The organism is Runella rosea, assembly GCF_003325355.1.
Classification (GTDB): Bacteria; Bacteroidota; Bacteroidia; order Cytophagales; family Spirosomataceae; genus Runella; species Runella rosea.
The window spans coordinates 5906956-5928338 of record NZ_CP030850.1 but is presented as its reverse complement, the minus strand read 5'-3'; the positions used below and the strand labels follow the sequence as shown (position 1 = coordinate 5928338).

Here is a 21383-nt window from a genome sequence, read left to right as displayed (position 1 = left end):
ATCAATTATTTTTACAAAAAATAAGCCTCTTTTCACAAGAGGCTTATAAGAAGAGATACAAAAATATCACAAATCATTAATTATCAATACGTTACCCACGTATCTTTTCCACCCCCACCTTGCGATGAGTTTACGACCAATGAACCCTTGCGCAAAGCTACGCGCGTGAGTCCACCCGGAATTACATTGATGCCGTCGCCATAAAGAATATAAGGGCGCAAATCCACGTGACGACCTTCAGCGTGGTCATCCACGATACACGGCACGCGTGAGAGCGAAATCACGGGCTGGGCAATATAGTTACGGGGATTATCTTTGATTTTTTGACGGAACAGTTCATGTTCTTCTTTGGTCGCTTTCGGTCCAATCAGCATTCCATAGCCTCCTGCTTCGTTGGCTTCTTTGATGACCAGATTTTCCACGTTTTCAAGTACGTATTTCAGGTCATCGGCTTCGCGGCAAATGTACGTCTTAACGTTAGGAATCATGGCTTCTTGATCCAAATAATACTTGATAATGCGCGGCACGTACGCATAAATCACTTTATCGTCGGCAACACCCGTTCCAGGAGCATTGGCAAGTGCTACGCGGCCTTTTTTGTACACATCAAATATTCCCGGAATCCCGATGAGCGAATGCGGATTAAACGCCTGCGGGTCCAAAAACGTATCATCCAAACGACGGTAGATTACATCCACAATCTCAAATCCACGTGTTGTCCGCATTTTTACGTATCCTCCCGAAACCACCAAATCGCGGGCATCAACGAGTTCAACGCCCATTTGCTGCGCCAAATACGAGTGCTCAAAGTAAGCAGAATTATAAATCCCTGGCGTCAGTACCACAATGTTTGGATCAGGACGGTCGGCAATAAATTTAAGCATTTCAAACAAACGCGCTGGATAGTCCGACACAGGCCGTACGCCAGTGCGGGCCAAGACTTCGGGAAAAATCTGCTTAGATAACTCCCTGTTTTCCAGCATATAAGACACGCCAGATGGGCAACGAAGATTGTCTTCCAAAACCATGAATGTTCCGTCGTCGCCCCGAATCAAATCCGTACCTGTAATGTGACACCAAATTCCCTTCGGAGGTTTCAACCCCTTGCAAGCTTCGAGATAACATTTTGAGGTTTCAATCAAATCTCTCGGCACCACTCCGTCATCCAGAATTTTCTGGTCGTTGTAGATATCGTCAATAAACATATTCAGGGCCGTAATCCGCTGAATAAGTCCTTTTTCCAGTCGATTCCAATCGTCGCCCGCCACAACCCTTGGGATAATGTCAAGCGGCATAATACGTTCGGTTCCTTCTCCTTCGGAATAAACATTGAACGTGATCCCCATTGACATCAGCGCCCTTTCGGCGGTATGCTGGCGATTCATCAATTCGGTTTGGGTCAGTTGTTCTACGCGTTGTTTAAATGCCTCACACCCGGGGCGAATCCTGCCGTCCGACGAAAACATTTCATCGTAAAACTTCTCGGTGTCATAATTTTTAAAAGAGAAATGCATAATGGCGAAAAAGTAGGTGAGTTATTTGTTTTGCCGAACAAGATATGTACAAAATAACAATTTAGCCAAATTTTCTACCTCAATTTATCCCATTCATTTTACATTTCTTAAATTGTATGATTATATCGTACTTTGCGTCACCTTTTTACGTTTCTTGAAATGGAAGATATAGTATTTCCAACAAATCTTATTTTCCGCTGGTTTTAATACAAACTAACACTTTACTCTTTTGGAATGACACGTCGCCTTTTGGTCATTATTGTTGGAATACTGAGTTGCGTATCTGTCCAAGCTCAACACTGGCTGGGGCTATCTTCGAGCAATTATGCAGGGACGAATGCACTTTTTTTAAACCCTGCTCATGCCGCCGACTCTCGACATAAATTGTACATAAATCTTATTGGCAACGATTTTTTTTTAATCAACAACTACCTTCGTTACGATGCTCCTTACTCATTTATAAGTCTAATCACCAACAGTGTTTCTCAGAAATACCGCAGCGAACGCGGTTTAATTATTTGGAAAGACACCTATTATGCCGAGCGCCTCAACGGTAAACCGAAGCATTTTCATACTGGCGGAGATTTGCGGGGGCCATCTGCCTTGTTTTCTTTCAAAAACAATCGCTTTGCCATAGCACTTACTACCCGAGGTAGGTATACTCTCAACCTAACAGATGTATCGGAAGAAACCGCGCGCGTGATTCGCTACGGAACCAATCTGGTTGAATTACAAAGTAAGGATTTCACCAATCAAACCGCTAAGTTGTCGACCAACGGCTTTGTAGAAATGGGCGCTACGTTTGGTGCCGTACTGGCGGATTGGGACGAAGATTTTCTAAAGGTAGGTGTGACAGTGAAGCGATTGGTTGGCGTTTATAATGTCCACGCCGACATGAAAGACGCGGCTTATCGAATCAACGTTGAAAGCCTCAATCCAGAACGTGAATTTATCGTTGCCTCCAAATTACAGGCTACCTACGGCTACACCACCGAAGAAGCCTTCTCTAATCTAGGACTTAACCCTCAATTTTTGTTCGGAAACCGCTCCGCTGGGGGCGGTTGGGGCTTTGACCTCGGGGCAGTATATGAGTACCGACCAGACGTACAAAAACTCAAAATCGGTGGACCACGAGGCGGTCGGCACCACGACCCCAATAAAAATAAATACAAATACCGTATTTCAGCGGCGCTGACAGATATTGGGGCTATCCGGTACAAAAACTTAAATTATGTACGAGAAATCGACGTAAATCCGACGACAGCTAAGCAGTTTGATTACAATAATTTTAATAGTTTGTCAGGAAGCAGTGCCGCTATTAGGGCCGTCAATACAGTCCTCGACGTACGTCCCGCTGATAATCCTCGTGGCTTCACGGTAGGTCTGCCCACTTCTTTCAACGCAAGTTTTGATTATCATCACAAAGGCCGTTTGTACGTCAATGCGCTTTGGGTGCAGGGGCTGGGCGGCAAAAATTATATAGATATAAAACCACAATCGGTATTTGCCGTAACACCCCGTTACGAAACCAAATGGTTTGAAGTATCTACGCCTTTGGCGATGGTTGACAATTACCGGGTATTTACCGTGGGATTAGCCACCCGAATTGGCCCAGTTATTATCGGCACCGACCATCTGGGCGGTCTTTTAGATATTGGTAAACCTCAAGGACTAGACTTTTACTTTGGGTTGTACGCTCCGTTTTTCCATCGCAAACCCGATGATCCAAACAAATGCTGGTATCAACCTTACGAAAAATCCTCGCGTCGTAAACGATAATCCGCTTATGGAACCTCATGTCACCGCCGACCTTTCTCCCGAAGGAGTCGCTACAATTACGTTTTTTCACCCCGCCCAAAATGCCATGCCCAGTTTTCTGTTACGGCAGTTGGCCGAAACCATCCAAGAAACGGGCCAGAATCCTGCCACAAAAGTCATTATTTTACAAAGCGGAGGCGAGCGTACATTTTGCGCGGGAGCAAGTTTTGACGAACTAGCCGCGATTCAAACCGAAGAAGAAGGCTTGACTTTTTTTTCGGGCTTCGCCAACGTCATCAATGCTTGTCGCACGAGTCCAGTGATTATTTTGGGACGAGTACAGGGCAAAGCCGTAGGCGGCGGGGTAGGTTTAGCCGCCGCGACCGACTATTGTTTTGCCACCCAACACGCCGCCATTCGCTTAAGCGAATTACTGATTGGAATCGGCCCGTTTGTAGTCGGGCCTGCCATTGAGCACAAGATAGGCGTATCAGCCTTTTCACAACTTACGCTCAATGCCTCTACCTTTTATTCGGCTACTTGGGCCCAAAATAAAGGTCTTTACAGCGAAGTTTTTGAAACAACCGCCGAATTGGATACAGCCATCAGCGCCTTTGCACGCGCTCTTACCGCCTACCATCCCGCCGCTTTACAAGAATTGAAGAAAGTGTTTTGGCAAGGAACCGAACATTGGAATACACTGCTGACCGAGCGTGCAGCCATCAGCGGCCGACTCGTGCTGTCGGATTTTACACGGGCGGCTATTGCCCGAATGAAAGCAAAAAATTAATAAATCAGGGCCGAAACCGCAACTGAATGACCAGTGGATAATGGTCAGACTTGGTGTAGTTTCCCGTCTGAAATGAGACCGTTTCTAGTTGGTTGTTGATTAAACAATGGTCAATCGGAATCAACATGAGTGGCATCCAAACGGGCCAACTTGGATGAAGACCAAACCCTTCTCGGCAATTGGTTAGCCCAGACTTCATTATGAAATCTTGGTAAATAACCGACCACGGCGTGATGTTTAAATCACCAATCACGAGCGTCGGGTTTCGTTCTTTGGTCACCAAAGCAGCAATGTGCTTCAATTCCTGATTACGGATTATAAAATCCACTTTCTTGATGGGGTTGTAGGCATGGCACGCAATGATGGTCAAGGGTTTGTTTTTGACAATAGTGGTCAATCGCATCAATCCTCTCACGGCAAAAGTCGCCGCCGAATCAACCACAATCGGCGTACGACTTGCCACAAATACCTCAGTGTCATTTTTGGCAAAAACCACAAAAGAATACGGATATTCTTGCGCAAACGTCTTTTTCAAATGCGCGATAAGCGGCGGTGTGGCTTCATTGATAGAAAAAAAATCAGGTTTTTCTTCCCGAATTTGTTGGGTAACGAGCGAATAATCATGATTCTTGAAAAGAACGTTGGCGTGATAAACCTTAAAATCAGCTTTATTTTGAGAAGCTGATTTTGACGAGAATAACCAATCCTCTATCAACCACACATTTCCTAAAAACACCGTTAAACTCAGAGCGGTCAATGCCCATTGCTTCCGCAGAAGCTGCCAAATGGCTAACATCAAACCTAAAAAACAGTATTGCACCCGGAAGCTGGAAAAATGATCAAACCAACGGCTGTATTCACCCAAATATCCAATCAACGAGGCAAAAAGCACCAACCAAGGAGCGTATTGTAAGGTTTGTTTCAGTACTCGTACCATTCGCCCCACCATTTTTGCAATTGTTTACGAATTTCATTTTCCCGGGCATTTTGTCCCGGTTGGTACAAAACGGTACCTTTCAGCTCGTCGGGCATAAAGTTTTGAGCCGCAAAATTTCCCGGATGATTATGAGAATATTGGTAATTTTTACCATAACCGATTTCTTTCATCAACTTCGTCGGGGCGTTGCGCAGGTGCAGCGGCACGGGCAAATGTGCGGTTTGTTCGGCCAACGCCAACGCCTCATCAATGGCCAAATAACTCGCATTACTTTTGGGCGAAGTAGCCAAATACACCGCCACCTGCGACATGATAATGCGAGACTCGGGATAGCCAATCACCTTAACAGCCTGCAAACAGGCATTGGCCATGATTACCGCCGTCGGATTGGCATTTCCAATGTCTTCAGAAGCCATAATCAACATACGCCGAGCGATAAAATCGGGGTCCTCTCCCGCTTTTATCATGCGGGCCATCCAATAAAGGGCCGCGTTGGGGTCACTTCCACGCAGCGATTTGATGAAAGCAGAAATAATGTCATAATGTTGCTCCCCCGATTTATCATAACGCGCCATATTTTGCTGGGCTACTTCGGTCACCATTTCATCGGTAATCGCAATGAGCGACTCCTGACTGTGTGCATTAACCACCAATTCCAGCAGATTCAATAGCTTTCGTCCATCCCCACCCGATAACCGCAACAGGGCATCGTACGACTCAAACTGAATGTTTTTGGTCTTCAAGTCTTCGTCTTTCTCCACCGCTTGGTGCAGCATTTTTATTAATTCTTCTTTTCCGAGTGCTTCTAAAATATATACCTGACAGCGCGACAGCAAAGCCGAATTGATTTCAAAAGACGGATTTTCGGTGGTTGCGCCAATGAGGGTAATTTGCCCTTTTTCGACGGCGCCAAGCAGCGCATCCTGTTGGCTTTTGTTGTAGCGGTGAATCTCATCAATAAACACCACGGGCGAAAAAAGACCCGACGGGCGCGCCAATACATCGCGCAACTCTTTCACTCCAGAGCTTACCGCACTCAAACTGTAGAGGGTACGTTTGGTAGATTCGGCAATGAGCAGCGCCAGCGTTGTTTTTCCTACGCCCGGCGGACCCCATAAAATCATGGACGGCACCAAATTATTTTGGATAGCCCGGCGCAAAGCACCGTTGGCCCCCAACAATTTGGGTTGACCGATAAAATCATTGAGCGTGCGCGGGCGCATACGTTCGGGCAAGGGTGCAAGCATAGCATCGGCAGTTAATAGTGGGCACAAAAATACAAATGCTCGTATAAATCTATCCTAGGACTCTTCCAAACTTCCTATTATTTTTGAATACTCTTTACTTTAAAAAAATGAACAACTACCGAATTGCCACCCCTAACGACATTGAAACAATCGCTAACCTACACGCGTTAAGTTGGCAAAACAGTTATCGAGGGATGCTTTCAGATGATTATCTGGACAACCACGTCCTGGCGGACCGGATTCAGGTTTGGACGCAGAAAATAAATGAGCCTCCTGCTAATCAAGTTATTTTTGTCAAAGAAATAGACAATATCGTCGTTGGCTTTGTTTGCGCTTACGGAAGCCAAACCGATGAATTCGGGACATTTATTGACAATCTTCACGTACTACCTTCATTTAAAGGACGGGGAATTGGCAGAGATCTGATGCATGAAGTGTCTGACTGGAGTCTTCAACATTTCGACCAACCCAAACTCTACTTAAAAGTCCTCGAAGACAACCACTCAGCCCGATTTTTTTACGAAAAAGTGGGTGGGGAAAAACAAGCCCTGTTTTCAGACATGATGCCTGGTGGGAATAATGTTCGTGTTTGGCGGTACGTATGGAAAAAATTTCAGCCTATCTAAAATTACCGAGAAGCATGAAATGACCACCATGCTATTAAGTAAGTAGGCAGAATTGAGAGAGACTTTCCAAACGGCCCGCCGCACAGCCTACTATACCTTTGATTATCAAAAATTTACACCTAAAACTTAGAAAGTCTTATTTTCCTTCAATACTTAGGCAGCCCCCCCAAACAAAACGCCCGTAGAAATTCATCCACGGGCGTTGGCCTAAATATCAAATTAAAACAAAATTCTTTTAAACGCTACACAATTACGCGCTCCATCGACAGTTGTTTTTTCAAGCTGGTCAATGCGCCAAATACGAGGTTATACACCGATTGGATATTGATTTTCATAAAGTTAGAAATTTCTTCGTTAGTCATATTAACGTAGAATTTCAAGAAAATCGCTTCGCGCTGACGGCGGGGCAGTTTTTCTAGTGCTTCATTCAGGTTACGATTGGTTTGCAGATAATCCTCCTGAGCAATCACATAAGATTCAGCCGAAGCAGTGTACAAATGATGATACTCCAACGGAATCTCCTCGCTGCTGGTGTTTTTTTGCTGGGCATTGAGGTGCCGAACCAACTTACGTTTAATCGAAGCCATCAAATAATAGCGTACCGAAGTGGTATCGCCGAGCGTGTGGCGGTGTTGCCAAAGTTCCACAAACAAATCGTGGATACAATCCTTGATTAAAGCCTTATCGGCGCTGAATTGTGTACAGTAATTGTACAAAAGTTGAACATAACATTGATACAAACGTGCAAAAGAAGGCTCATCGTCTTGGCGGAACTGATTCCAGAGAGTTACCTCTTCTTGGGTTGTAAGGTGAAAACGAGGCATTGGGGTGGAGGGGTTTGGGGTTTAGAAACAATCACGCCTCAAATGTAATTTTCTTTATAATAAGTTGCAAAATAAAAAGTGTTTTTTTAACAATTAATTTTTAAAAATATAATTTGGTAAAACTGAAGCTTTGCCCATCAAATAAACCTAAATCACTCATTTTCAACGAAGGAATTACTAAAAGCCCCATAAAAGATAGCGTCATAAACGGCGAATTTAGCTTAGAACCAAGTTGAGATTTAACAAAAAAATCAATTTGCGTATACTGTTCCGCCACTTTATATCCATCAACGTCCGACATTAAACCCGCAATTGGGAGCGGTAGAAGATGTGTAGCATCCGCTTTAGGGCTGACCGCACTCACGCCACCTTGGGCTTCAATGACCAAATTGATGGCCTGTACCAAACTTTCATCGTCACAGCCCACGGCAATGATATTGTGAGAATCATGCGCCACCGACGACGCAATCGCTCCTTCCTGCAATCCAATGTTTTTAATAAATCCTACCGCGACAGGCGCAGGATGATAGCGATTTACAACGACGATTTTCAAAATATCCTGGGCCGTATCCGACACAATAAGGCCATCCTGTATCAGCGCTGGCACTTCCAACTGATTTGTGATGAGTTGTCCATCCAACGCCTCAATAACGTTTAATGTCAGAGACGATGATGTTGTTTCTATTTTCAAATCAGTGGCCTGTAAAAATTTACAGTCAAATTGATTGACCAGCGGGCTTCGCAGGTCAGGGATATTTGAGCTGCCATTTTGGGATACTTTCTCTCCTTCTATGTAGGTCTCCAAAATGTCAAAATCTTGAAGATTGTTGACCAAAATAAAATCAGCGGGGTCTCCCTCACGCAACAAACCGACGTTGAGACGATAATGCAATACGGGATTGAGACAGGCCGCCCGCAACACGCTGAAGAGCGGGTAGCCTTTGGCCAGCGCCCGCTTTACTAACTGATTGATATGGCCTTCCACCAAATTATCGGGATGCTTGTCGTCCGAGCAAAACATCAGTCGGTTGGGGAAGTCGGCGATGAGCGGGATAAGCGCCTCAAAATTTTTGGCTGCGCTTCCTTCCCGTATCAAAATATAATCTAACCCAAGTTGGAGTTTATCAAGTGCTTCGTCGTACGTGAAGCACTCGTGGTCGGTCGTGATGCCCGCTTCGATGTATTTTTGGGCATCGGCACCGCGCAGCCCCGGCGCATGTCCGTCTACTGGCTTATTGAATGCCTGCGCCAAACGGATTTTCATCATCACATCAGGGTCTTCGTGCAAAACGCCCGGAAAATTCATCATCTCGGCCAAGTAACCAATTTCTTTCATGGCCAACAACCGACGAACGTCTTTGGCTGAAATCACGGCCCCAGCGGTTTCGAAGGTAGTAGCAGGTACGCACGAAGGAGCACCGAAACAAAACTTAAACGGCACGCGTTTGCTGTCTTCAATCATGTATTCTACGCCCGCCACGCCCAACACATTGCCGATTTCGTGCGGGTCGGAGACCGTGGCGACGGTTCCGTGGACAACCGCTAGACGGGCAAATTGCGCGGGGGTCAACATCGAACTTTCAATGTGGACGTGGGCGTCCACAAAACCGGGCATGATGTACGGCAGTTCTGGCTCCTCGGCTCCAATTATTTTGATACTTATGATTCTTTTTTCGGCTACTTCAATTTCGGCCTTTCCAATGGTGTGGTCAAAAAGATTAAGTAAATTGGCTGTAAATAGCATAATTCCCAAAAGGGTTAGGGGTTTAAAATGAAAGAGTTAAGCGCAAATAAATACTTTATTATCGGTAAGAAAAGAAGCAAAAATATCCTTGCCACTTTTAGATTTAGCCCTCAACCCGTTGAGAAAGTTGCCTAAAATTAGTTCTTTCGTAAAAAGTTGTCAAACCTTTTACGAAAACCATGCCAAAACAATTTCGTCTACCCATGATTTTAGTGCATACCCCTTTTCTGTGGGTGGAGGGGCTGACGTTTTTTCCGTGGGTATTTTGCCGTGAAGCCCGCCCGCCCAAATGGCTGCTCAATCACGAGCGCATTCATCTTCGCCAGCAGCTTGAGCTGGGAATATTTCTTTTTTACGCTTGGTATTTGGTAGAGTTCCTCGTGCGGCTGATTCAGTACCGTCGTCGCTATTTAGCATATAGAAATATTAGTTTTGAGCGCGAAGCGTATGGCAATGACCAAAATCTAAATTACTTAGAAACTCGTAGAGCATGGGGGTTTTGGCAGTATTTTTGACGTTTAATAACTGCTTAAACAACGTTTACTGACCGTTTAAACATTTTTTTTGGTAAAAACAAAGTGCCTTTTTTATTTTGTGGCGAAGAAATAGCAACTTTAAACAAGCATACAAATGAAAGCACTTTTCAAACTCTCACTTCTCCTTTGCATTTTAATTTCATCATGCAAAAAAGAAATTAATGAGGTAACGCCTAATCAGTCTGTGTTGGCAAGTAAACCTCCATTTAATTTCTCAGAAATTGAATCTGTTAAAAATTGGTTTCAAACTACCGTTTTATCTACAGCCAGCTTGAGAATTTCAGGTAATGAAACTCCCACAAAGCAGGTAAAATGGAATGAGTACTTTTATCATTTGTTAGATGGTAAAAAAATACTTTTAGTACCGATAAGATATAGAGACTGTTTAAACTTTTGTTTTTTTATTGATTTTACGTAAAAAAATGACTGAGAATGCCATAAAATGCAGTGCCATCCAGTTTCTAACTGAAAATTCAAACCTCACTAAAAGTGCTTTAAAACCGTCAATCCAAGCATTTGAATGTTCAATTACAGATCTGTCCCGATATAATTCTTCATCAAATATATGAGTGCCAGATTTATAGGGTTCAATCTTTGTTACATCAGTTTGATTTCTTGAATGTGGTTTAACATTTGCTATTATGCTTTGCTCAGCACAAGCTTCTCGAAAACTATTAGAATCGAATCCTGGGTCTGCATTAAGAAATAACCCATCAAGATTTATTCCTGCTTTTTTTAATAAATCACCTATTTCTCTAAATAATGCCTTTATCTCAAACAAATCGTGGTGTTGTCCTTCCTGCGGCGTTGACATAGCTAATATAACTCCCTGATTATCTGTTATGAACAAAGAATTTGTTGTTTTACAGGCCTTACGGCCTTGATAGCCAACGGCATCTCCGCCATTCTTGGCTGGTGTATGAGAACCATCGATTTCAATACTTGATAGGTCTAAATATCGTAGATGTTCTCCTAATAAGTCTATCCATACCTTTTGCCAACACCCTAATTTTGACCATTTGTTATGGTAGTAAAAAACCGAATTCCAGTTCAAAACCTTATTACTGAAAAACTCCTTAGTCGGTAGTTCACGCCATTGGCAGCCTGTTTTTAATCGATAAAAAATACACTCAACGATCTCTGTCAAGGGTACTGTCGTCTCAAAACCACGTTGACCAACAGTCAAATGTGGCAAAATCCACTTTTCGATTGTACTTTTACTTAATATTCCCATTGAGTGTTGTCTTTGATTTCGCAACTCAAAATTCACACTTCTTTGGGAATATCTATTCAAAGTTTAAACAGCTTCATAACCAAAACATTACTCCCGTTTTAAGAGAATCAGGTAAAAATAAAAAAGCCCCCGATTCCTACAATGTTTCTTTGAATAATTTGCAATACCTCATAATTAGAGAAGATGGAAGTAACGATGTAATGACTCTTTATCCCACCGATAATTTCTTACAAAAGTCTAATAGACGTAAAAAACCTTACCCCTATGAAGGGCTAATCGTTTTTGAAGATTTTAACGGAAATCTAAAAGGTGGATTTAAATATGATAAAGGAAAGACTGTTGGAGAAATTAAAGCACCGACAGCAAAAAATGCTCGTGTTGGAGATTACATAGAAGTTGAATGCTCAACTATTGATATTTATTCATGTGCTAGCGCTAACGGTGGACAGACTTGGAACTGTGAGTTTTCTTACACAAAAGAAGTATGTTCTAGCGCTTACATTTCTACCTCAAATGGCAGTGGAGGAAGTTACGGCGGCAGTTATGGAGGCGGTGGTGATTCGTATGGTGATTTTGGAGGAAATAATAGCACCCTAGATAGCTACTTACAGGATAGCCGTGCCCGCGCTTTTTACAATTCACTTCCAGACGGGGAAAAATTATTTTATTTTAAGCACCCTTATCTAATTTTAGGAGTAGCACTTAATAGATTAACAGCGTATGAGTTGGTAAACCAACATTATGGTGTTAATGGACAAGCTAACCAAAATAATGGCAATGCTTATTTTCATGCCATTTGGAGCTATCTCAATACACGTACTTACGGCATTGAAGATGCAATGGCTATAGGAGATGTGCACGAACGCTTTGACCCTTCAAACGCCAATCCACTTTACAGTGCGATGGACAAACATAACAATATGTTGGGAATACAGTTGTGGGTATCATTTATTAATTCAAACTATAATTGGTGGTCTTCAGATTTTTTTGGGTTCAACACAGTCCTGCAAGCTATCACCAATGGTCAAGGCCGTCGAGTAAGTGGGGATTGTTGCCTCATTCCGACTGATGGTAGTGGATTACAATAGTAATGGTGAAAAAATATTATGAAAAAAATATTCATCGCGTTATTTTTTGCGTTCATTTTTGTCTTTTTGGGAGGATTAAGAGCATGTAGCGATGAAGATTTACGCAAAATCTCAGATTTTCTGTTTGGCAAAACAAGAGAGCACCTTATCAACATGAGGTTAGAAATCAAAAACCCCAGTAAGCCTCATACCTTTCGTTTTTTTGTAGATCCAAATCGTTACCCACAAGGGTATATCAGTTTAATTCACGGAGAATTAGACGGCCCGGCGCAATTTAACAGATACGATGGGTGCGACTATTATCCAAAAGAGAACTGCAATCCTAAACTGGGCTATTTAGTCAGTTCAAAGAAATTTTCAAAAGGGATAGTACAAGTACAAGACATATCCGAATATTATGGTGGTAAAATTATCTTGAGATATACGCCCAAAGGAGTCACTAAAGGGCATTTGTATATTGATGTTAAAATCCCCTAACAATGGAAATCCCCAATAAACAGAATATTGGGGATTTTTTTATAGTTACCAATAAAGCTGTGAGCAAAGGTTTATGGGAAATGTACGAACAAAATAGGGTAAAATGAGTGTTGGGTTACTTTAATCTATTGTAGTTCGTACCTTCCTTTTATGCCAATGAGATTTTTACTACTTCTTTTATTTCCTGTTTTTGCATTCGCACAATCGCAAGCACCTTATAAGGTCAATTTTACGACGGAGAAAATCAAAATTGACGGTGTTTTGGACGAACCCATCTGGGAAAAAAGTACCACATTAGGGGATTTTTGGCAATATTTTCCCACCGATACCTTAAAAGCCGTGTACAAAACAGATGTAAAAATCGCGTACGACGATAAGTTCGTTTACATCAGCGCCAAATGCTATACCAAAAGCAACAAGTTTGTCATTCTCTCCTACCGCCGGGATTATCGGGCAGGAGGAAACGACAACGTCACCTTTGTCATTGATACGTTCAACGATAAGACCAACGCGTTTTTGTTTGGGATGAACCCCTTGGGCGTAATGCGGGAGGCGTTGCTCTACAACGGCGCGACCGACAACTCGTTTTTTAGCGAATTTTGGGACAATAAATGGACGGGCGAATCAAAGATTTATGATAACTACTGGACCACCGAAATCGCAATTCCCTTTACAACACTACGTTTCAAAGAAAACACGCCTCAATGGTTGTTTAAAAGTTATCGTTTTGATACCCAAATAAACGAGCAAAGCACACTTGTGCAAATCCCCCAAAATCAGATTATTATGAATTTGGGCTATGCCGTTCCGATTGAATTCGAAAAACCTTTGAAAAAATCAGGGGCCAATATCTCACTGATTCCGTACATTGCGGCGGGCAACGCGCAAGACTTCGTAAATCCTAAAAACCCCAATAATGGAAGTCGGCTCAACTTCGGTGGAGACGCCAAAATCGCCGTTACATCGGGGCTTAATTTGGATTTGACCATCAATCCTGATTTTTCCAATGTAGAAGCCGACCGACAAATCATCAACCTCTCCCGATTTGACATCAACTTTCCCGAACAGCGGCAATTTTTCTTGGAAAACTCGGATTTATTTTCGGGTTTTGGCAGCTACGTCATCAACCCTTTTTTGCCCCCGCAAAGCAACCTCGGTGGGGCAGGCAATCAAATCATCAGTCCTTTTTTCTCGCGTCAAATCGGCATCGCCCGCGACTCCACGACGGGCTTAGGCGTTCCTAACCGTATTGTGTACGGCGCTCGTTTGAGCGGAAAAATAGACGACAACTGGCGTCTTGGGCTACTCAACGCTCAAACGGCCGATGATGAATTTAAGGGAATATCGGGGGCAAATTATGGCGTACTGGCCGTGCAACGGAAGATATTTAACCGGTCAAACATCGCGGCTATTTTTGTCAATAAACAGACCTTACACCCCGAAATGAGCCCCAAACTGACGAATTTTAACCGGGTGGGCGGTTTGGAATACAATTTTACCTCCAAAGACAGCCGCTGGACAGGCAAAGCCTATTATCATCAATCTTTCAGTGAAACCAAGCAAAAAGATGCTTTTGCCAATGGATTCTCTATCATGTACAGTGTATTGAAATATACTTTCCGCTGGGCGCACGATTGGGTGGGCAAGGGCTACGACGCCGAAGTGGGTTTTGTACCGCGCAAAGATTACCTGCGCATCAACCCTACACTCGGATTTTCGTTTTATCCGCGCAACAAACTCGTCAACCGGTACAGTGTTGGGGTGGCTTTGGAACAGTATACGATGCCCAACATCGGTACCACCGACCGCATAGCGGGGCCGTTTTTGTCAATGTTTTTCAATAGCTCGGCACGGATGCTGTTTTCAATCAATCAAAACTATACCTATCTTTTTTCTGATTTTGACGCGTTGCGTAGCAACAACAAACTGACTCCTTTGAGAAAAGGTTCTGAGTATACTTACTACAACGCTTCGCTCAATTATTTCTCAGACCAACGAAAAAAATGGTGGCTTTTTGCCCAGCCGCTTATCGGGCAGTATTACGACGGAAACATCGTGAGTCTAGCTGGCTCAATCAACTATCGTTATCAACCCTATATTGCGCTAGCAATGAACTTCACCTACAACCACATTGATTTGCCCATCGGTAAAAACAACGTTTTTTTGATTGGCCCGCGCTTAGACTGGACGTTCTCCAAAAAGGTTTTTTTGACAACCTATATGCAATACAACAGTCAATTTGAGAACATGAACATCAATACGCGTTTTCAGTGGCGATTTGCGCCCGTGTCAGATTTCTTTTTGGTCTACATCGACAACTACAACACCGCCAATGGACAATCCCGCAACCGCTCTATCCAAGCCAAGCTGACGTATTGGTTTAACCTGTAAGGGCACATTTACAAAAGGTAAAACTTGACAACTCGTATGATAATCAGTATCATTACACTATGATTCCAGACCTAAAAAGCTATGAAAAAGATACTTGTTTTTTCGCTCCTACTTGTTTCAACAATGCTCTATAAAGCGTTCTCTCAAGGACTGGCAACACTGAATGACCCGATTATAGCTGCATCGGCCTCCAACAATATCCGCTATCCCATAGGAGCCATCAGAAACAGTGTTTATGGTCGAATTTATGCTTCCTTCGATATTGATTCAGCTGGATATGTTCGGAATATAAACGTTATCTATCCGATAATGAACAAAAAATCAATGGGCATTTTAGGGTTTGAACACGAAATTAAAACTGGATTGTCCAAAACACCCCGTTTGAGAAATAGGAATCAGGGCAAATACATTTTACCCATTGCTTTCGTTTACAACAATATTTACTACAATTCTAACGACTATCCCACCAATAAACTTCCTAAAGAATACTATTCAAGAGAATACCAAATCTTAAACGAAGTTCAAATCACAGCTCGTAGCGATCAACATCGCTCCATTCGGCAGTATTCCAACATTCCCCCACCCAGCCGTCAAATCGTTGATTATTAAAAGATGTACTGAAAATAATTCTGATTCATCTCCTAATTCAGTTTACGAAAGGGAGAGTACTGCATAGGTTTCGTAACATGTCACGGATAAGAGTTAAAAAACATGCTTCTTCCCTACATCGAACAACTCCCTGAAGGCTATTCAGAAGGCCACTACAAGGGCGTCAAATACGGCATTTCCAAAACTGTTTTTAATCAGCATCATTCCTTTAAAATCTACGCAAAGGAGTTGGGCGGTACTAATTTTATCAGTTTGAACTATTATATTACCCGCCAAAACGAATTATTGAAACCTTGCGAAATGCCTGAGGAAAAGGTGATTGATTTTTTGAAACATGTAGAATTGGTATAGTACACAAAGGTACAAATTTATACCTGTGTGTACTATCAGTCCATCTAACCTTCTTCTTTAATCAACGTCTTTAACTGCTGTGCCAGTTCGGGAGTAAGCATTATCCTTCTCGCATGAGTTTATAATCTTTGTTTACAGTAACAAATTTCCCGTATCGTAGCATTTCCTATCGGAGTTCTGACTCCACAAAAACACCAGAAGTTTAGCAAGAATTTTATTTTTGTCCGGTGCTATGTTCTTTACTATTAATCCATTTCCTTTGGAGATCGTGAGTTTGGCATGCCTAGTATGCTAAATTGCACTTAACCTTACGGTGGCATATAACCATAAAATGCAGCTTCAACCGATTGTTGGGCAAACAATCCTACCAAAGCCGCTGTTATTCGGCTAATCTGACGTAATTTTGCAAACCACATTGAGTATTAAGTATTGAGTACAGTTTTTGTACCAAACTTTTACTACTCAATACGCTGCACTCAATACTAAATTTTTAATGAAACACATTCGTAATTTCTGCATTATTGCCCACATTGACCACGGCAAAAGCACGCTGGCCGACCGCTTATTGGAGTTTACCAAGACGGTCACTAACCGTCAAATGCAAGCCCAGCTACTTGATGACATGGATTTGGAGCGTGAGCGCGGTATCACCATTAAGAGCCACGCCATCCAAATGGATTATTTATATAAAGGCGAAAAATACACCCTTAATTTGATTGATACGCCCGGCCACGTGGATTTTAGCTATGAGGTATCGCGCTCAATTGCCGCCTGCGAAGGCGCGCTGTTGCTCGTAGATGCTTCGCAGGGCGTGGAGGCACAAACGATTTCCAACCTATATTTAGCTATGAATCAGGGGTTGGTTATCATCCCCGTTTTAAACAAAATTGACCTTCCCGGTGCCATGCCCGAAGAAGTCAAAGACGAAATGGAAGACCTCCTCGGCTGCGACCGCGACGATATTATTCCTGCCTCAGGAAAAGCAGGCATCGGCATTGAAGAAATTTTAGCGGCCATTATTGAGCGTGTTCCCGCCCCGAAAGGCAATCCTGATATTGAACTCCAAGCCCTGATTTTTGACTCTGTTTTTAACTCTTATCGAGGTATTGAAGTTATTTTCCGTGTTCAGAACGGAAGCATCCGCAAAGGCGACAAGGTAAAATTTGTGGCCACGGGCAAAGAATACAATGCCGACGAAATCGGGACGCTACGTCTGGAAAAAGAACCCAAAGATGTGATTGAATGCGGCGATGTAGGGTACTTGATTTCGGGTATCAAAGTAGCCCGTGAAGTAAAAGTTGGGGATACGATTACGCACGTAGATAAACCTTCCAAAGAACCTATCAAAGGTTTTGAAGAAGTAAAGCCAATGGTTTTTGCGGGACTTTACCCCGTCGAAACCAGCGAGTTTGAAGAAATGCGGGAAGCCATGGAAAAGCTGCAACTCAACGATGCAGCCCTCGTGTGGGAGCCAGAAACGTCGGCGGCGTTAGGCTTCGGTTTCCGTTGCGGCTTCTTAGGAATGTTGCACATGGAAATCGTGCAAGAACGCCTAGAACGGGAGTTTGACATGACCGTGATTACGACCGTTCCTTCGGTAAAATTCAACGTCGTGACCACCAAAGGAAACATGCTCGAAGTAAGTGCGCCTTCTGAAATGCCCGAACCAAACTATATTGAGTGGATTGAAGAGCCTTTTATCAAAGCACAAATCATCACGAAGTCAGAATACATTGGGCCTATTTTGAAGCTCTGTATGGACAAGCGAGGCCTGCTCAAAAACCAAAATTACCTTACCGCCGAACGCGTAGAGTTGGTATTTGAAATGCCGTTGGCCGAAGTAGTGTTTGACTTTTTCGATAAGTTAAAAACCATCTCGCGGGGGTATGCTTCGCTCGACTATGAGCTGTTGGACTACCGTGAGTCAGACATGATTAAACTCGATGTGATGCTCAACGGCGACGGGATAGATGCGCTTTCGGCCATTGTACACCGTACCAAAGCCTACGAATGGGGAAAGAAACTTTGCGAAAAATTGCGCGAGCTTATTCCGCGTCAGATGTTTGAAATTGCCATTCAAGCCGCTATTGGACAAAAAATCATTGCCCGCGAAACCGTCAAAGCCATGCGTAAAGACGTATTGGCCAAGTGTTACGGAGGAGATATTTCCCGTAAACGTAAGCTGTTGGAAAAACAGAAAAAAGGAAAGAAACGGATGCGTCAGGTCGGTAGCGTAGAGATACCGCAAGAGGCATTTATGGCGGTGTTAAAGATTAATTAATGCATAAATATGGGTTTGCCAGCACGCAATCATCAATTTTATACCATTGCTGAATACCTCGAACTTGAACGCCAAACCGGCATTAAGTACGAGTATGAAGACGGTGAAGTATTTGCGATGGCCGGAGGAACGGCCACGCATAGCCTCATCGGGGGAAACGCAGTAGCAGAACTCCGCCGTGTTCTCAAAAATCGCCCGTGTAATGCCTACAACAGCGACCTTAAAATCGCAATCAGTGAAGAAAAATATCGCTACGCCGACGCTTCAGTGATTTGCGGGCCTGTAGAGTATTTTGATGAGAATCCTGAAGCAGCCCAAAACCCCGTATTGATTGTAGAAGTACTTTCCGAAAGTTCAGAATCGTACGACCGCGGTGAGAAATTTAAAAAATACCGTCAAATTCCTACTTTCAGGGAATATGTATTAATTGAACAACGCTTTCCGTTGGTAGAAGTATTTTTTAAGATAGACGAAAAGACTTGGCAATACCGGGTGTATGAACAATTGGACCAAATGGTTCAGTTAGATTCTATCGAAGCCGAAATTCCGCTTTCTGAATTATACAGCGGAGTGATTTTTAATGAACAAACATCGAACTAATTTCTGAAAGAAATAAACGACTTTTGAGTGTTTCTACTAATTTTGACACTCGAAACTTAAAGGAACTATTCCCTATTCATTCTCACTCATATGGCAGAAGTAATCCGAATGCCCAAGATGTCCGATACCATGACCGAAGGCGTCATAGCAGCTTGGAACAAGAAAGTAGGAGATGTAATTAAATCAGGCGACATCATAGCCGAAGTAGAAACCGATAAAGCGACCATGGACTTGGAGTCGTACCAAGAAGGTACACTTTTGTACATTGGGGTAGAAAAAGGCGCTGCCGTACCCGTAGATGGCATCATGGCGATTGTGGGTGCGCCCGGCGAAGATTACAAGGCGCTGCTTGATGGCGGTGCTGCTCCATCTCAACCCGCGCCTGCCGCAGCTCCCGCTGAGCAACCAGCGGCGGCACCTGCTCCCGCAGCAGCAGCCCCTGCACCCGCCGCGAATGTCAACGCGACAATCGTTCGGATGCCTAAAATGAGCGATACCATGACCGAAGGAGTACTGGTAGCATGGCTAAAAAAAGTAGGAGACAAAGTAAAATCAGGCGATATTTTGGCCGAAGTCGAAACCGACAAAGCCACCATGGAACTTGAAAACTACGAAGACGGCACCTTACTCTACGTTGGAGCCAAGGAAGGCGAAGCTGTTGCCGTAGATGGCGTTATTGCCATCATTGGCGAAGACGGCGCTGATTATCAAGCTTTATTGAACAGCGATGGTCAACCAGCCCCCGCTGCAGTCGCAGCACCTGCTCCTGCAGCCGCTACTTCTGCTGCTCAGGCCCCGCAAGTCTCAGACAACGGCACCGACTCTCGCATCAAAGCATCGCCTTTGGCAAAAGCGTTGGCAAAAGATAAAAACGTTGATTTAACCAAAATCACGGGTTCGGGCGAAGGTGGACGTATTGTTAAGAAAGACATTGACGCCGCACAATCAGCCCCTGCCAAGCCCGTAGCCACTCCAGCTGCTGTACCGCAGGCCGCTGCTCCTGCACCAACCGCCGCTCTTGCGCCCGCGGGCGAATACGAGGACGTGCCAGTGTCGCAAATGCGCAAGACCATTGCTCGTCGTTTGAGTGAAAGTTTGTTTACAGCTCCGCATTTCTACCTTACCATGGAAATTACCATGGACAAAGCCATGGAATTGCGCGGCAAAATCAACGAAGTTAGCCCTGTCAAAATATCATTTAATGACATGGTCATCAAAGCCGCTGCGTTGGCATTGAAACAACACCCTGCCGTTAACTCTGCGTGGCTAGGTGATAAGATTCGCAAATACCATTACGTAAATATTGGGGTTGCCGTAGCCGTTGACGAAGGTCTGTTGGTTCCCGTAGTACGTGATGCCGATAAGAAAGTACTTTCAATCATTGCTGGAGAAGTGAAAGAAATGGCCGCCAAAGCCAAGGATAAAAAACTCCAGCCTAAAGATTGGGAAGGCAACACATTCTCTATTTCAAACCTTGGAATGTTTGGAATCGACGAATTTACGGCCATTATCAATCCGCCAGATTCCTGCATCATGGCCGTGGGAGGCATCAAGAAAGTAGCCGCTTTCAAAGAAGATGGTACGATTTATCCAACCAACATCATGAAAGTAACGCTCTCATGCGACCACCGCGTGGTAGATGGCGCTACTGGTTCGGCCTTCCTCCAAACGTTTAAGAAACTGTTGGAGAATCCGCTCGGAATGTTGGTATAATCAACCTTACGGCGGCCAACCGTCCTTGGTCCCTCTCCTATACCGTTTTTAGGAGAGGGATTTTTTATTGTCTATCAATTGTTTTTCAATCATCAGACTCATTTACATCATGCAACCAATTCATGCCACAACCGTAGTAGGTATCATTCATAACGGAGAAGTAGTAGTAGGAGCCGACGGACAGGCCACCATGGGAAATACCGTTGCCAAAAGCAACGTTCGTAAGGTAAGAAGTTTAGCGGGCGGAAAAGTAATTGCGGGATTCGCTGGCTCTACTGCCGACGCGTTTACGCTCATTGAGCGTTTTGAAGAAAAGCTCAATGCCTACGGCGGCAACCTCAAACGCGCCGCCATTGAACTCGCCAAAGACTGGCGCACCGACCGATACCTTCGCAAATTGGAAGCCATGATGATTGTGGCGGGAAAAGACGAGCTGCTCGTTATCTCAGGCACGGGCGATGTACTCGAACCCGACAATCAGGTGGCTGCTATCGGCTCAGGAGCGATGTTTGCCCAAAGTGCGGCCTTGGCGCTCAAAAAACACGCACAGCACCTTTCTGCCGAAGATATGGTCCGCGAAAGTCTACACATTGCTGCCGATATTTGTATCTATACCAACCACAATCTGGTAGTGGAGAAAGTCAAAGAATAAAGGCTGGATTC

The 21383-nt window shown here is 43.8% G+C and carries 20 protein-coding genes; 14 read left to right on the top strand and 6 right to left on the bottom strand.

All coding sequences use genetic code 11. The features are described from left to right. Window positions 1-83 precede the first annotated feature (83 nt). A complete protein-coding gene (locus DR864_RS24310) occupies window positions 84-1514 on the bottom strand; it encodes a circularly permuted type 2 ATP-grasp protein (RefSeq protein WP_114069399.1) in 1431 nt (476 codons plus the stop codon). A gap of 234 nt (window positions 1515-1748) precedes the next feature. On the opposite strand from DR864_RS24310, the gene DR864_RS24305 reads away from it, so the two are divergent. Together DR864_RS24305 and DR864_RS24300 are read left to right on the top strand one after the other, a co-directional pair. Continuing rightward, complete coding sequence (locus tag DR864_RS24305) at window positions 1749-3293, top strand: DUF5723 family protein (protein WP_114069398.1); 1545 nt, start codon at window positions 1749-1751, stop codon at window positions 3291-3293. 7 nt (window positions 3294-3300) lie between these two features. Then, window positions 3301-4062: an enoyl-CoA hydratase/isomerase family protein gene (locus DR864_RS24300; protein WP_114070462.1), complete on the top strand. Its 762-nt coding sequence runs from the start codon at window positions 3301-3303 to the stop codon at window positions 4060-4062. Between the two features lie 4 nt (window positions 4063-4066). Here DR864_RS24300 and DR864_RS24295 read toward each other — a convergent pair whose 3' ends face one another. Both DR864_RS24295 and DR864_RS24290 read right to left on the bottom strand, forming a co-directional pair. After that, a complete protein-coding gene (locus DR864_RS24295) occupies window positions 4067-4999 on the bottom strand; it encodes an endonuclease/exonuclease/phosphatase family protein (protein WP_114069397.1) in 933 nt (310 codons plus the stop codon). After that, on the bottom strand, window positions 4984-6246 hold the full coding sequence (locus DR864_RS24290; protein WP_114069396.1) for a replication-associated recombination protein A: 1263 nt from the start codon (window positions 6244-6246) through the stop codon (window positions 4984-4986). The genes DR864_RS24295 and DR864_RS24290 overlap by 16 nt, the downstream gene beginning before the upstream one ends. A 107-nt stretch (window positions 6247-6353) precedes the next feature. On the opposite strand from DR864_RS24290, the gene DR864_RS24285 reads away from it, so the two are divergent. Continuing rightward, on the top strand, window positions 6354-6872 hold the full coding sequence (locus DR864_RS24285) for a GNAT family N-acetyltransferase (protein ID WP_114069395.1): 519 nt from the start codon (window positions 6354-6356) through the stop codon (window positions 6870-6872). 242 nt (window positions 6873-7114) lie between these two features. Here DR864_RS24285 and DR864_RS24280 read toward each other — a convergent pair whose 3' ends face one another. After that, complete coding sequence (locus tag DR864_RS24280; RefSeq protein WP_114069394.1) at window positions 7115-7696, bottom strand: RNA polymerase sigma factor; 582 nt, start codon at window positions 7694-7696, stop codon at window positions 7115-7117. 100 nt (window positions 7697-7796) lie between these two features. Beyond that, window positions 7797-9440: an adenine deaminase gene (gene ade, locus DR864_RS24275; RefSeq protein ID WP_114069393.1), complete on the bottom strand. Its 1644-nt coding sequence runs from the start codon at window positions 9438-9440 to the stop codon at window positions 7797-7799. Between the two features lie 179 nt (window positions 9441-9619). On the opposite strand from ade, the gene DR864_RS24270 reads away from it, so the two are divergent. Together DR864_RS24270 and DR864_RS29935 are read left to right on the top strand one after the other, a co-directional pair. Then, the gene (locus DR864_RS24270) at window positions 9620-9955 is read left to right on the top strand and encodes a hypothetical protein (protein WP_114069392.1); all 336 of its coding nucleotides are present in this window, start codon (window positions 9620-9622) and stop codon (window positions 9953-9955) included. A gap of 115 nt (window positions 9956-10070) precedes the next feature. Then, window positions 10071-10394 (top strand): hypothetical protein, encoded by a 324-nt coding sequence (locus DR864_RS29935; protein ID WP_162794103.1) that lies wholly within the window; start codon window positions 10071-10073, stop codon window positions 10392-10394. On the opposite strand, the gene DR864_RS24265 is transcribed toward DR864_RS29935, so the two are convergent. Continuing rightward, window positions 10362-11210 (bottom strand): IS5 family transposase, encoded by an 849-nt coding sequence (locus DR864_RS24265; RefSeq protein ID WP_114069391.1) that lies wholly within the window; start codon window positions 11208-11210, stop codon window positions 10362-10364. The two genes, DR864_RS29935 and DR864_RS24265, sit on opposite strands and share 33 nt — an antisense overlap. Here DR864_RS24265 and DR864_RS24260 point away from each other — a divergent pair. The 9 genes from DR864_RS24260 to hslV all read left to right on the top strand — a co-directional run bounded on the left by DR864_RS24260 (window position 11210) and on the right by hslV (window position 21372). Then, a complete protein-coding gene (locus DR864_RS24260) occupies window positions 11210-12298 on the top strand; it encodes a DUF6973 domain-containing protein (protein WP_114069390.1) in 1089 nt (362 codons plus the stop codon). The genes DR864_RS24265 and DR864_RS24260 overlap by 1 nt on opposite strands. Window positions 12299-12316: 18 nt before the next feature. Beyond that, the gene (locus DR864_RS24255; RefSeq protein ID WP_114069389.1) at window positions 12317-12775 is read left to right on the top strand and encodes a hypothetical protein; all 459 of its coding nucleotides are present in this window, start codon (window positions 12317-12319) and stop codon (window positions 12773-12775) included. A 156-nt stretch (window positions 12776-12931) separates the two neighbouring features. Beyond that, the gene (locus DR864_RS24250) at window positions 12932-15166 is read left to right on the top strand and encodes a DUF5916 domain-containing protein (RefSeq protein WP_114069388.1); all 2235 of its coding nucleotides are present in this window, start codon (window positions 12932-12934) and stop codon (window positions 15164-15166) included. Between the two features lie 81 nt (window positions 15167-15247). Then, the gene (locus DR864_RS24245) at window positions 15248-15775 is read left to right on the top strand and encodes an energy transducer TonB (RefSeq protein WP_114069387.1); all 528 of its coding nucleotides are present in this window, start codon (window positions 15248-15250) and stop codon (window positions 15773-15775) included. 102 nt (window positions 15776-15877) lie between these two features. Then, window positions 15878-16126 (top strand): peptide methionine sulfoxide reductase, encoded by a 249-nt coding sequence (locus DR864_RS24240; RefSeq protein ID WP_114069386.1) that lies wholly within the window; start codon window positions 15878-15880, stop codon window positions 16124-16126. 493 nt (window positions 16127-16619) lie between these two features. Next, window positions 16620-18407 (top strand): translation elongation factor 4, encoded by a 1788-nt coding sequence (gene lepA, locus DR864_RS24235; RefSeq protein WP_114069385.1) that lies wholly within the window; start codon window positions 16620-16622, stop codon window positions 18405-18407. Between the two features lie 9 nt (window positions 18408-18416). Beyond that, on the top strand, window positions 18417-19007 hold the full coding sequence (locus DR864_RS24230) for a Uma2 family endonuclease (RefSeq protein WP_114069384.1): 591 nt from the start codon (window positions 18417-18419) through the stop codon (window positions 19005-19007). Between the two features lie 90 nt (window positions 19008-19097). Continuing rightward, the gene (locus DR864_RS24225; RefSeq protein ID WP_114069383.1) at window positions 19098-20720 is read left to right on the top strand and encodes a pyruvate dehydrogenase complex dihydrolipoamide acetyltransferase; all 1623 of its coding nucleotides are present in this window, start codon (window positions 19098-19100) and stop codon (window positions 20718-20720) included. A gap of 109 nt (window positions 20721-20829) precedes the next feature. Then, entirely contained in the window at window positions 20830-21372 is a 543-nt protein-coding gene (gene hslV, locus DR864_RS24220; protein WP_114069382.1) for an ATP-dependent protease subunit HslV, read from the top strand. Window positions 21373-21383: the final 11 nt, after the last annotated feature.

Excerpts from the sequence above, each read along its gene's own strand:
- DR864_RS24310 (WP_114069399.1), bottom strand. The coding sequence starts at position 1,514 with ATGCATTTCTCTTTTAAAAATTATGACACCGAGAAGTTTTACGATGAA.
- DR864_RS24305 (WP_114069398.1), top strand. The coding sequence starts at position 1,749 with ATGACACGTCGCCTTTTGGTCATTATTGTTGGAATACTGAGTTGCGTA.
- DR864_RS24300 (WP_114070462.1), top strand. The coding sequence starts at position 3,301 with ATGGAACCTCATGTCACCGCCGACCTTTCTCCCGAAGGAGTCGCTACA.
- DR864_RS24295 (WP_114069397.1), bottom strand. The coding sequence starts at position 4,999 with ATGGTACGAGTACTGAAACAAACCTTACAATACGCTCCTTGGTTGGTG.
- DR864_RS24290 (WP_114069396.1), bottom strand. The coding sequence starts at position 6,246 with ATGCTTGCACCCTTGCCCGAACGTATGCGCCCGCGCACGCTCAATGAT.
- DR864_RS24285 (WP_114069395.1), top strand. The coding sequence starts at position 6,354 with ATGAACAACTACCGAATTGCCACCCCTAACGACATTGAAACAATCGCT.
- DR864_RS24280 (WP_114069394.1), bottom strand. The coding sequence starts at position 7,696 with ATGCCTCGTTTTCACCTTACAACCCAAGAAGAGGTAACTCTCTGGAAT.
- ade (WP_114069393.1), bottom strand. The coding sequence starts at position 9,440 with ATGCTATTTACAGCCAATTTACTTAATCTTTTTGACCACACCATTGGA.
- DR864_RS24270 (WP_114069392.1), top strand. The coding sequence starts at position 9,620 with ATGCCAAAACAATTTCGTCTACCCATGATTTTAGTGCATACCCCTTTT.
- DR864_RS29935 (WP_162794103.1), top strand. The coding sequence starts at position 10,071 with ATGAAAGCACTTTTCAAACTCTCACTTCTCCTTTGCATTTTAATTTCA.
- DR864_RS24265 (WP_114069391.1), bottom strand. The coding sequence starts at position 11,210 with ATGGGAATATTAAGTAAAAGTACAATCGAAAAGTGGATTTTGCCACAT.
- DR864_RS24255 (WP_114069389.1), top strand. The coding sequence starts at position 12,317 with ATGAAAAAAATATTCATCGCGTTATTTTTTGCGTTCATTTTTGTCTTT.
- DR864_RS24250 (WP_114069388.1), top strand. The coding sequence starts at position 12,932 with ATGAGATTTTTACTACTTCTTTTATTTCCTGTTTTTGCATTCGCACAA.
- DR864_RS24245 (WP_114069387.1), top strand. The coding sequence starts at position 15,248 with ATGAAAAAGATACTTGTTTTTTCGCTCCTACTTGTTTCAACAATGCTC.
- DR864_RS24240 (WP_114069386.1), top strand. The coding sequence starts at position 15,878 with ATGCTTCTTCCCTACATCGAACAACTCCCTGAAGGCTATTCAGAAGGC.
- lepA (WP_114069385.1), top strand. The coding sequence starts at position 16,620 with ATGAAACACATTCGTAATTTCTGCATTATTGCCCACATTGACCACGGC.
- DR864_RS24230 (WP_114069384.1), top strand. The coding sequence starts at position 18,417 with ATGGGTTTGCCAGCACGCAATCATCAATTTTATACCATTGCTGAATAC.
- DR864_RS24225 (WP_114069383.1), top strand. The coding sequence starts at position 19,098 with ATGGCAGAAGTAATCCGAATGCCCAAGATGTCCGATACCATGACCGAA.
- hslV (WP_114069382.1), top strand. The coding sequence starts at position 20,830 with ATGCAACCAATTCATGCCACAACCGTAGTAGGTATCATTCATAACGGA.